The following is a 624-nucleotide window of genomic DNA, read 5'->3' on the forward strand; positions in this document are numbered from 1 at the left end:
GGCTTTTTTACTAAAGTGACTTATGTTTGCTTTTAATAAAAATAGAGGTTGTGTTTTAACGGGATAAAAATAAACTATAGACACAACCTAAATGATATGTAAACGAATATGCTGGCGTAGCTCAGTTGGTAGAGCAACTGACTTGTAATCAGTAGGTCCCGGGTTCGATTCCTGGTGCCAGCACCATCTTAATAGAGCTAGGCGTTAACTATAAAGTTGTTGACAATCCATTCATCTTAAAAGACAATAACGTTCTTTTTGGAGGGGTTCCCGAGCGGTCAAAGGGATCAGACTGTAAATCTGACGGCTCAGCCTTCGAAGGTTCGAATCCTTCCCCCTCCACCAGTTAAGAGAGAAGAGATAAAAGCGGGTGTAGTTCAATGGTAGAACTTCAGCCTTCCAAGCTGATAGCGTGGGTTCGATTCCCATCACCCGCTCCAATGTAGTGAATAATATTTGCTTGTTTCTTCAATAAATTAGCAAGCTAATATATTAAGCCCACATAGCTCAGGTGGTAGAGCACTTCCTTGGTAAGGAAGAGGTCGTTGGTTCGAGTCCAGTTGTGGGCACCATGTAATAATTTAGCAAACGGGGAGACTTTCCGATGGCGAAGGAAAAATTTGA

General features: G+C 42.0%; 4 tRNA genes. All 4 read left to right on the top strand.

What is annotated here, in order from left to right:
- Positions 1-110: 110 nt before the first annotated feature.
- The 4 genes from OK13_RS13715 to OK13_RS13730 all read left to right on the top strand — a co-directional run bounded on the left by OK13_RS13715 (position 111) and on the right by OK13_RS13730 (position 572).
- Positions 111-186 (top strand) — tRNA-Thr (locus OK13_RS13715).
- A gap of 74 nt (positions 187-260) precedes the next feature.
- Positions 261-345, top strand: a tRNA-Tyr gene (locus OK13_RS13720).
- Positions 346-366: 21 nt separating this feature from the next.
- Positions 367-440 (top strand) — tRNA-Gly (locus OK13_RS13725).
- A gap of 56 nt (positions 441-496) precedes the next feature.
- Positions 497-572: transfer RNA gene (locus OK13_RS13730), tRNA-Thr, on the top strand.
- Positions 573-624 lie beyond the last annotated feature (52 nt).

Origin of the sequence: Legionella norrlandica (assembly GCF_000770585.1) — a bacterium.
In the GTDB taxonomy this organism is placed as follows: Bacteria; Pseudomonadota; Gammaproteobacteria; order Legionellales; family Legionellaceae; genus Legionella; species Legionella norrlandica.